This window comes from Okeania sp. SIO2B9, assembly GCF_010672505.1.
In the GTDB taxonomy this organism is placed as follows: domain Bacteria; phylum Cyanobacteriota; class Cyanobacteriia; order Cyanobacteriales; family Microcoleaceae; genus Okeania; species Okeania hirsuta.
In genome coordinates, this window is the sequence record NZ_JAAHGK010000106.1 from 1 (window position 1) to 9,919 (window position 9,919).

At 37.8% G+C, this 9,919-nt stretch carries 9 protein-coding genes and 2 pseudogenes; 4 read left to right on the top strand and 7 right to left on the bottom strand.

Annotated elements, in window-relative coordinates; genetic code table 11:
* The 4 genes and pseudogenes from F6K13_RS06205 to F6K13_RS06220 form a co-directional block, all read left to right on the top strand.
* Nucleotides 1–744, top strand: a 744-nt coding sequence (locus tag F6K13_RS06205) for a polysaccharide biosynthesis/export family protein (protein ID WP_287287034.1), incomplete at its 5' end; no start/stop codon positions are given.
* 128 nt (nt 745–872) lie between these two features.
* Nucleotides 873–3,074, top strand: a complete 2,202-nt coding sequence (locus F6K13_RS06210) for a tyrosine-protein kinase domain-containing protein (RefSeq protein WP_287242389.1) — start codon at nt 873–875, stop codon at nt 3,072–3,074.
* Between the two features lie 482 nt (nt 3,075–3,556).
* Nucleotides 3,557–3,912, top strand: a pseudogene (locus tag F6K13_RS06215) (IS1 family transposase); the annotation flags it as partial.
* A 249-nt stretch (nt 3,913–4,161) separates the two neighbouring features.
* Nucleotides 4,162–4,466 (top strand): annotated as a pseudogene (locus tag F6K13_RS06220) (IS1 family transposase); the annotation flags it as partial.
* A 349-nt stretch (nt 4,467–4,815) separates the two neighbouring features.
* On the opposite strand, the gene F6K13_RS06225 reads toward F6K13_RS06220, so the two are convergent.
* From F6K13_RS06225 to F6K13_RS06255, 7 genes are all read right to left on the bottom strand, one after another.
* Nucleotides 4,816–5,514, bottom strand: coding sequence for a rhomboid family intramembrane serine protease (locus tag F6K13_RS06225; RefSeq protein WP_124143899.1), 699 nt, complete (start codon nt 5,512–5,514; stop codon nt 4,816–4,818).
* Nucleotides 5,515–6,023: 509 nt separating this feature from the next.
* Nucleotides 6,024–6,527: a photosystem II cytochrome PsbV2 gene (gene psbV2, locus F6K13_RS06230; RefSeq protein ID WP_124143900.1), complete on the bottom strand. Its 504-nt coding sequence runs from the start codon at nt 6,525–6,527 to the stop codon at nt 6,024–6,026.
* Between the two features lie 153 nt (nt 6,528–6,680).
* Entirely contained in the window at nt 6,681–7,172 is a 492-nt protein-coding gene (psbV, locus tag F6K13_RS06235; protein WP_124143901.1) for a photosystem II cytochrome c-550, read from the bottom strand.
* Between the two features lie 131 nt (nt 7,173–7,303).
* A complete protein-coding gene (locus F6K13_RS06240) occupies nt 7,304–7,489 on the bottom strand; it encodes a translation initiation factor IF-2 N-terminal domain-containing protein (protein ID WP_124143902.1) in 186 nt (61 codons plus the stop codon).
* Nucleotides 7,490–7,543: 54 nt separating this feature from the next.
* Nucleotides 7,544–8,524, bottom strand: coding sequence for an acetyl-CoA carboxylase, carboxyltransferase subunit beta (accD, locus tag F6K13_RS06245; protein ID WP_124143903.1), 981 nt, complete (start codon nt 8,522–8,524; stop codon nt 7,544–7,546).
* 296 nt (nt 8,525–8,820) lie between these two features.
* Nucleotides 8,821–9,648: an A24 family peptidase gene (locus tag F6K13_RS06250; RefSeq protein ID WP_124143904.1), complete on the bottom strand. Its 828-nt coding sequence runs from the start codon at nt 9,646–9,648 to the stop codon at nt 8,821–8,823.
* Between the two features lie 6 nt (nt 9,649–9,654).
* Nucleotides 9,655–9,919, bottom strand: a 265-nt coding sequence (locus tag F6K13_RS06255; RefSeq protein WP_353735639.1) for a hypothetical protein, incomplete at its 5' end; no start/stop codon positions are given.

Consider the following 9,919-nt stretch of genomic DNA (forward strand, 5'->3'; position numbering starts at 1 on the left):
CCATTAGCTACTGGTATTGTGACTGTGAATGGGGAAGTAGAAAGACCTGGTTATTATCAGGCAAATCAAGTATCTTCTGCTTTACTCGCTGCTGGTGGTGCATCTCTAACTGCTGATCTACGAAGCATTTTAGTACGTAGGAAATTAAGTGATGGTAGTGTCGTTGAAGAAACAATAGACTTATATACTCCCTTGCAAAATTCTACGGAGTTGCCTAATATTCTTCTCAAGGATGGGGATGCTGTAATTGTACCTACATTAAAACCAGGCTCGGATTTTGGTTATGATCGCGATCTAGTGGGGAAATCGACTTTGAGCCAACAGCAGATTACTATTCGTATTTTTAGTAATCCTAACGATGCCCTTGCTACTACTAATCTTCCGAACGGTAGTAGATTAATAGATATTCTCAATGGTATAGAATTAGATTCAGCCAATTTGGAAGAAATTAATTTGATTCGATTTGATCGGGAAACAAGAAAAATAGTTAGACGTGAACTTAATGGTAAAGAAGCAATATTTGGCGATAGTTCTCAAAATATTTTACTTCAGAATGAGGATATAATTGTTATTGATAGAACATGGATAGGTAATATTACCAATTTATTTGAGAAGTATACACTTCCGATCAGAAGTTCCCTGGAATTTCTCCTGTTTTTCCGGGCTTTGGAACAAGATACTTCTAATGTGTTCTTCGGTGGAGGTAATGGTAATAATGGGAATAGAAACAGGAATAATAATTAATCATAATCAATAATTGATGAGAATTAGGCAGAGGAAAACAATAGAATAACTAGCTAATATCGAATAAAATGTTAAACAGAACCAAGACTAAAAAAATCATTTCTAAATATATTAATAAATACTAGATTATGGCTATACCAATTATTAAACGCTATTTGATGGCTTTAGGACTATACAAGTGGGTAGGAGTAGCAACTTTCACTGTAGCAGTAGGTGTTTCAGGAATAATTGCTTTGCAGCCAAATCCAGAAACAAAAAGTACAATTCTAGGTACATTGAGGAAAATTAGTCCTGTTTTACTATTTTCTGAGACTGCTGCTCAAATCCAACAAAACGCTCAAGCAGTTACTCCAGAAATACTACTGAATGATGAAGTTAGACAGGCAGTAGCAGAAAAAGTATTGGTAGATCCAAGGAAACTCAAAGGAGCAACATTTGTTTTACAAGAAGAGATCTTCTATTTATCTTATGAAGATACAGATAAAGAAAAAGCTGTAGAAATAGTAGATGCTCTTATGGAACAAATAGTGGAGCAAAGCCGAAAAATTAATACTACATCTCAAAGAGCAATTATTGATGAAGTCAGAAAACGTTTACCCGCAGCAGTTGAAGAATTGAGAAAAGCTCAACAACAGCAACAGAAATTTGAGAGAGAAGAGGAAGCATTACTGATTACAGCAAGGGCAGTAGCTTTACCAGGGGCGATCGCAGGTAGCCGACAACAACAAACTCAGATTAAACTTGAGTTAGATGGGGTAGAAGCTCAGATTAAGAGTTTAGAAGAGCAGTTAGGGTTAACTGCAGATCAAGCTTATGTAGCACGGGCACTCGCTGCTGATCCAATTATAGCAAATCTCCGAGTGCAGTTGTATCAAGTAGAAAATCAGTTAGATAAGTTATTATTAGATTTTACAGAAGAATATCCACCTGTAGTTGAGTTGCGTAGGCAAAAACAAGTTGCAGAACAACAACTACAGCAACGTGCAGCAGAAGTTTTAGGGGGTAATGGCATAGCAGCACCATTGAGAAAGGTAGAGCAAATTCGAGTAGATGCTTCTTTAGACCCCACAAGACAACAGTTAGCAGAAGCCTTAATAGCTCTGAAAACTCAGCAGGAGCAACTACAAAGACAACTAGAAACAACAATTCAAACTGAGCAAGAATTGCTAGCTGAGTATGCGACTATTCCGAATAAGCAATTAAAATTAACTCAGTTGCAAGAAGAAGTTGCCATCAAAAAGTCTCGTTTGGATAAGATGCGAGCAACTTTAGAAGATGCTGAAGCCGCTGAGGCAGAGATAATTAGCAGTCTAGCTATTGCTGAGAAAGCTGCTGTTTTCAAGGAGGGTGAACCAGGAGGAGAAAAAAGTATGCCTTTGATGTTGGCAATAGGGGGACTAGCAGGCATAGTTGTTGGTGGAGGCTTAATTTTTGTTTTGGGAATGCTTTCTGGCAAGTTCTATTCTTGGGAAGAAATTCAAACAGCATTGAAAGAAAAAGATGTACCATTGTTGGGTTTGTTGCCAGATGTAATATTTTTTGACCATATGGATGCAGAGGAAATGCCTTTATTAGTTGAGCATAATTCTCCTTATCTTGAATCTTATGAAAAGTTACGGACAAAATTACAACGTCAAGGAACTAAACCTGTGAAAGTTGTGCTGTTGAGCAGTGGAGAAAAAGGGGAGGGTAAAACATTTTGTGCTTATAATTTAGCGATCGCTGCTGCACGAGCAGGTCGGCGGACACTTTTAATTGAGACAGACTTAAGAACTCCTTCAAAAGTTCAATCTCTTAAAATTGTTCCCGAACCACAAAGAACTTTTGAACCGCTTCGTTATTACAGTGATATCAGTAATTGTATCAAACAAGTTCCAGAGGTAGAAAATTTCTATATCATCCCTAGTCCCGGTCCTGTGAAACAAGCAGGAGGTATTATTGAATCAAGTGAGATGAAAAGGTTACTTTCAGATTCGCGACATCGTTTTGATTTTGTTATCCTTGACTCTCCTTGCATAAGTAAAAACAATGATGCTTTGATCTTAGAACCTTATACTGATGGCATGATTATTGTAACTAGGCCAAATTTCACTATGTCAGGTGTACTAACAGAGGTCATAGAACAGTTAACAGGTGATGATGAAGAAGAATCTGATAAATATATTCCTAAGCTTTTGGGGGTTGTGGTCAACGCTGCTGATATTCCAATGGAATATCCATTGGAACAATTTGATGATTTGGATATACCCGAACCACAGCTCGCTGACTCACGGAGAATATCTAGTCTGAACACTGGAGTGGGAACATTGACACAGGTTCGCGATCGATAACGACTTTATTTACTCTCTTTCCTGCGCTTCTTTCGCTATGAAGCGGCTTTGTTCCATGAAATTGGCGATCGCAAGCCAACGCTGTTGTTGAAGTTAACTAGATTTCAACTTTGTAGCTCTTAGACTTACCTTTTTAAATCATACGGTTAAGCATGACACATTTTACTAATAAAATCATGTCCGCACTTTATCATTTGTGTAAAACCAAGGGTTAATATCTACAGGAAATTTACGTTTTTTCAAGCTTTTAAGCCTTCTTCCCTCTCTCCTAGATAACTAAAACCTTCCTCCTTCTTCCTTCTTCCTTACCTTCACGCTTACAATACCGATGCTACCGGATATGATATAAATCTAGTTCCATCAAGGTAAATATAGATTCCAAAAAGCCCTCTGTTTGTCGTCCTGGCATACTATAAATGGCGTTGTCAGAAAAGAAGATGATTGAGAGAATGACCAGCGTCTAGAGTTCAAGGAGAGATGTCATAGATGGTCATAGAGCATGTAAGCAAAATTATATCTGTGTCAAGTGTGGCCGTCAGTTGCTCACAGAATATCAACATAGAGGATACAGTGATGATCTCAAGCGCAACTGCTGGAAAATGTATGTTAATGGAATGGGTTTTCGTGCCATAGAGAGAATTACAGGAGTTTCACGCACAACGATTATGGACGGGGTTAAACTCGTGGGAACACTTCTACCAGATGCTTACGAGCGCAGAAACTATCCCAGAGGTAGGAGAATTGGAGCAACTGGAAACCTTTGTTGGAAAAAAAAATCAAATCTGGCAGAGGAGCTGCTGTAGAGCATTTTCCCACCGGGATTTTAGGTTGGGTAGTAGGTAGGGTTTGCGCTCATAAAGTCTGTTGGTGGGGGTAGGAGACAGGAGACAGGAGACAGGAGACAGGAGAAATGGGGATGAGCGAGGAGGTAGTAGTAAAAATTGTCCCTTTATTTTTCTGCCATAATCATCCCAAAATACTAGCATGCATGAGCTCCCTAGACCGAAAAGCTTGCACTTTGTTAAAGACAAAAAAAGGCAGCAAACCAATATCAGTCAATGCTTTGATATTTAATCAGCAAGCCCTAGGTAACCATAGTGCAGAAACATTTATGGTACTATGGCAGACTATTTCCTGGTGGCAATGTTACTTTTGGGTGAGGGATGGTAATCCAGTTTATCGCAAATGTATTCCAGCAGGAGATCAGATTGTCAGCAAGACTTACATGACTGGTGTAGAGGGAGAAAATACACCTTTACGTCATTACTGAGCTATGTTAGATGGCAAAACCTTGTGCTATTCCAAGTCTGTTGAAATGTTAAAGCACTCAATTGACTACTGATTCATTACCTTAAGTTGAAAGAAATCCCTGTTCCCACCCTGTCCCTATAATTCATCCTTTAATCTGACAACGCCCTATAAATAGATTGTAGTGTCACCATTAATTCAATTGCCACATTCATTACTGTATAACTATATACATTTAGATGCTCCTCTAAGCCCAGTCTTCCTTTGATTCAACCATTGCCCTATTACCTCTGGAGATAACCAAAATGTCAAACTCCCCCTCTGTTTTAAGTACACATCATATTCATACCAGTTGCTGAGGAGGTACTTTAGACTGAAACTTGGACTTGGAATTACTCATGTCTACGTTGATGTAGGTTTTTTGTGCCACGCACTGTTATTTTTACCCTATTTCCTTTCTTTGTGCAACAAAGCCCTATGAAGCTTTAAGTATTTATTCTGGCGAGGAAAATAATCCTAATAAAGGACCTAGAATAGCTCCAAAGACAAAGCCTCCAGCATGAGCCCAATAAGCTATACCACCTGCTTCCATGCCAATATTGGCTGGTGCATTAAGACTAGCAACACCATAAAATGCTTGCTGCAAAAACCAAAAACCTAGGAAAAAAAATGCTGGAATACGAACGGTGGTAATAAAAAATCCTATGGGTAATAATGTGAGAACCTTAGCTTTGGGAAATCTGAGAATATATGCTCCCATAACACCAGCGATCGCTCCACTTGCACCCAAGGTGGGAATAGCTGAACCGGATGAGAAAAACCACTGGGATAAAGATGCTAGTACACCACAAGCGAGATAAAAAATTAAAAATTTCACATGACCTAAACAGTCTTCTACATTATTGCCAAAAATCCAGAGGAATAGCATATTTCCACCCAAATGCAACCATCCTCCATGTAGAAACTGAGAACTGAATAAAGTTACCCACTCAGGAAATTGGGAAGTTGGCAGTGGAACTGAACAAGTATTGCTGAGTTGACAAGGAACTACAGCCCAAGAATAAAAAAACTGCCTAAGTTGAATATCTGACAAACTAATCTCGTACAAAAATAATAGGACATTAGCTACAATTAAGCCGTATACTACAAAGGCTGTTTTGCTAGTAGGGTTTTCGTCGTTTAGTGGAACCACAGTTATCTTTCCTGTTTTGCAACTTGTTAACTAATAATAGTCGTGTCTATACCACTATGTTCTTCTTTCCTACTTCTATATATCAGGACTTACCTAGAGCTACTGTATCTGATAGGGGTGAACGGCCGTTCCCATCTACAGATGGTGTATGATTTGATATTTTGCGCAAGTCCTGTATATTTTAATTTTCTTGAAACTTTTTAGATAGAAGTTAAAAGTATTTACAATTATTAGACATCTCCAATAATAAAAAATAAAATCAATTATCCCACATAAATTATCAATTATTTCCCCTTACTCCCTACTCTCTACCCCCTTTTCTGGAGATTTCTATTTGAATTGAAATTAATACACCACTTTTTCTTCTCAACTATCAATTGTTGAGTCTTACAATCTACATCCTAGGCTATAAGTTGTAAATAAACGAGGGCGAAGCGCTATAGTGATTTAAGGAGGGTGTTTTTTAATTTGTCAGTAAGGATATTAGTCTGAAGTTTTCTAGAACGATGTCAATTTTGTTCAACCCCTTGTGCTCCCCAAGCAGGAGCTTTTTGTGCAGCTCTCAAAATAAATGCGCCCATCTGTTCTACTTCAGCTTGGGACATCCAGTTTTCGGTAACTTGACGACAAAAATAAGTATAATCACTACCGTCATATATCATAGGGTCTCTGAAGAAAGCAACTAAATTATTAATATTATCTCGTGGTGGTGTTGCTCCTTCTAAGTTTTTGAGGGATAGAGATATTGGAGGGTTGACTAAATTTGCTCCTCCTACATGACAGTTAAGGCAATTTTTGGCAAAAATCTGTTTGCCTGTGGATAAATCTTCAGCAGAAAATTTCTTTGTTTCTCCTTGTTCATTCAGTTTAATTTCTACTGGTTGTTTAGCGTCTAAATATCTTTTTACATAGGAATCTACAGCAGCTTCGGCTGATTGAGTATCAACAATTATTACTTGAATAATAATTAATATAGCTAGCAGAAAACGAATCAGTAATGATTTATTTAACATACTATTTTTCTAACTTTAATTAAGTACAAATCTAGAATAAAAAATAATCGATTTTAGATTAGGGTTTAATGAAGAAAAAAACAATTTTTTTGTCTCCCATCAAAAAACCAATAATCTAAAATCATTAGTCAATATTTCAAAGAAAAAGGAATTTTAACGGAAGATTTTGCCGCCGCCCCATTGTTTGCCTAAAACTTTAGGCTGTACGAGAATATAACCAGCGATCGCATATAAATCATCCTCTGTGAGATTTCTCATTTCTGGATAAATATCGGCACTCTTTATGCTGGGGTGAAACTCAAATATCTCAACCTCCCCATCATAGGTAGTAGGATTTATCATGTAGTCTATGAGACCTTCTATGTTATCTCGTGGCGGATAGGCCAAAGCTAAAGCTTCTGGACCAAGGCCAATATCAGGATTAGTTTTGGTTATCCCTCCGACATGGCACTGGGAGCAAACATTATTAAATTCGCGCTTGCCTCTGATGTATTCCTTAATACTCAGTACAACTTTTTCACCTTCATCATTCAGAGGTAGAGTCCGGTCGTTATCTGTTAATTCGGCGGCTGTGGCTATGTTAACGAACGTTTGAAACGTCAGAAATACAATGGCAACTACAGCTATGAAAAATTTTTTCAACATTCTTCTCCTTAAAACTGGCAAGTTAATCAACTAACACAGATACATTTATTACTTCAGATTTACTGAACTTTGATCTAATTTTTATTTATCAGTGGTCATGTGTCAATTCGTCAAGTATTTATCAACTCCGATCAAGAATTAGATTTTTGTTCTTGGGCTAATAAATGAGACATGATTGCTTTAGCATCCTCTAAGGCCAAACGGGTCTGAGAGTGTTTATAAGAAATTCCCATTTGGTCACAAAGACGAAGTACCTCGTCTACATGGACATTAAAATCTTCTGCTATTTCCTGGATTGATATATCTGCGAAACCCATAACATTTCTTCAATTCATAAATAATTAAAAAAAATCCCTTGAAGCACTCAAAATCTAATTCTGAGGCATAGTTTGAATTTTATTGTCATTTGTAATGGAATTATGTTGTTCTGCCTGAAAGGGTAAATGGCAGTATGGCCCTGCTTCTAATGACTTAGTAGAAGTAGGAGCAGCAGGATGAATTTTATGAAGGCGAATTAACTGAGCCAGAGTTTTCTTTAACTGAGTACGAGGTACTATTATGTCTATAAAACCATGTGCCAATAGATATTCAGAGGTTTGAAAGTTTTCAGGTAGCTTTTCACGGACAGTTTGTTCAATAACTCGTCGTCCCGCAAAACCTATTGTTGCCTTTGGTTCAGCGATAATAATATCTCCAAGCATGGCAAAACTTGCAGTAACGCCACCTGTAGTTGGATGGGTTAAAACTGGAATATATAGCAGTTTCTCTTCTCGATGACATTCTAAGGCACCAGATATTTTGGCCATTTGCATCAGGCTCAACATTCCCTCTTGCATTCTGGCCCCACCGGAAGCACAAATAATTACTACGGGTAAACGCTCTTTAGTCGCCTGTTCAATTAACCTAGTCAGTTTTTCTCCAACAACTGACCCCATACTTCCTCCCATAAATTGGAAGTCCATCACTCCCAAAGCTACGGGTTCAGCTTCGATGTTGCCGATACCTGTTTGTACAGCATCTAAAAGTCCTGTTTTTCTTTGATATCCTTGGAGGCGATCGCTGTATGCTTTGCGATCGCGAAATTTTAAAGGGTCTGTCCCTCTAATTTTTTCGTTAATTGCCATCCATGTGTTACTATCTATCAAATGCTGAATCCGCTCATTGCCGGATATTTTCATGTGGTATCCACATTCGAGACAAACCATTTGATTAGCTTGGAGGTCTTTTGTGTAAGTTAAAGCACCACAAGCTTCACATTTGATCCAAAGTCCATCAGCAATTTCTCGTTCAGGTCTCTGTTGAGAGTTCTGGGCTGATTTTTGACGATTTGCAAACCAATCAAATAGAGACATTAAAATAAATTAGAGTTAATTATTAAGTGATTAAATTTTTGCTAAAGCGTTGTGTTTTTCACCTATTCAGGTTAATAAGTATACAATATAGAGCTATGACTATCAGCTAATACAAAATAAACTAAGGTCGTTTTAATTCAAAAAAATTCTGTCATAGTTTAAAAAGTTTGGCTTTAAATTCTGGTTATTCTACTTAATTTTTGTCTGCTTAGAAAAGTTTTAGCCCTAAATATCTATACTTTACATCTCCTGAGTAATACACTCTATCTAAGAGTAATTGACTTCATCCAGAAAAATTAGGATGAGAATCCAGGGAAAAATAGATTGAAGTAGGTTGATAATATACCATCACCCCACATAACAGTCAAACCTGCTCCCATTGCTAAAAAAGGCCCGAATGGCATTGGTTGTTTTCGGTCTAGCCAACCTAAAGCGATCGCTCCTCCACCTACAAATGCTCCCATAGTACAGGCGAGAAAACAAGTTAATAGTAGATATTTCCAACCTAACCAAGCTCCGATCATGGCTGCTAATTTGGCATCTCCTCCACCCATAACTGTTTGCCCGAAAGCTATTGAACCGAATATAGAGATTAAGTCAAACAACCATAAACCCAGGACTGCGCCGATAATACCAACCATTAAAAAATTGATTAGATTATTTTCTTGAATATTTGTCTCTAATATGGTAAGCAACTGGAAGCCTAAACCTAAGACTAATCCAGATTGTGTGAGAGGATTGGGTAAAGTCATGGTGTCTAGGTCAATCATAGATAGAGCTAGTAGCCAACTAAAAAAAGTCCAATAACCTAAGGTGGGAATTGTAGTTCCAAATTTCCAGAAAACGAGCAAAAATAAGAAACTTGTAATGACTTCTACTAAGGGATAGCGGATAGAAATTGGACTGTCACAGTGGCCACAACGTCCACATAACCATAACCAAGCAAATATTGGGATATTTTCCCAGGGTTTTAATTTACTTTGACAACGGGGGCAGTGAGAGGGAGGCAAGAGTATAGATAATTTAGAAGGTATGCGATAAATGACGACGTTGAGAAAGCTGCCAATGGATGCACCAAGGGCAAATACAATTAGGGTAAGAGGCCATATTCTCAGTAAGTCCATATTCGGTTAATAAATTTTTGATTCAATTAGTTCTACAGGGACGAAAAATTCACCTGGTAATAAAATTGGCTGATGGGAGAATATTAGACTAGCTCTGTAACTTACAGGACTAATGGCTACACCAAAGGGATGTCTTAGCAGATCAGGATGAGTTTCCAGATAAGTGCGATAGAGTAGTTTAGCCAATTTCTGTAGGGACGGGGGAAGTAATAAAGCAATAGTTGGATCTAAGTATTTTACTGGTCTTTTTTGTGTAGCTTTTACCACGAGA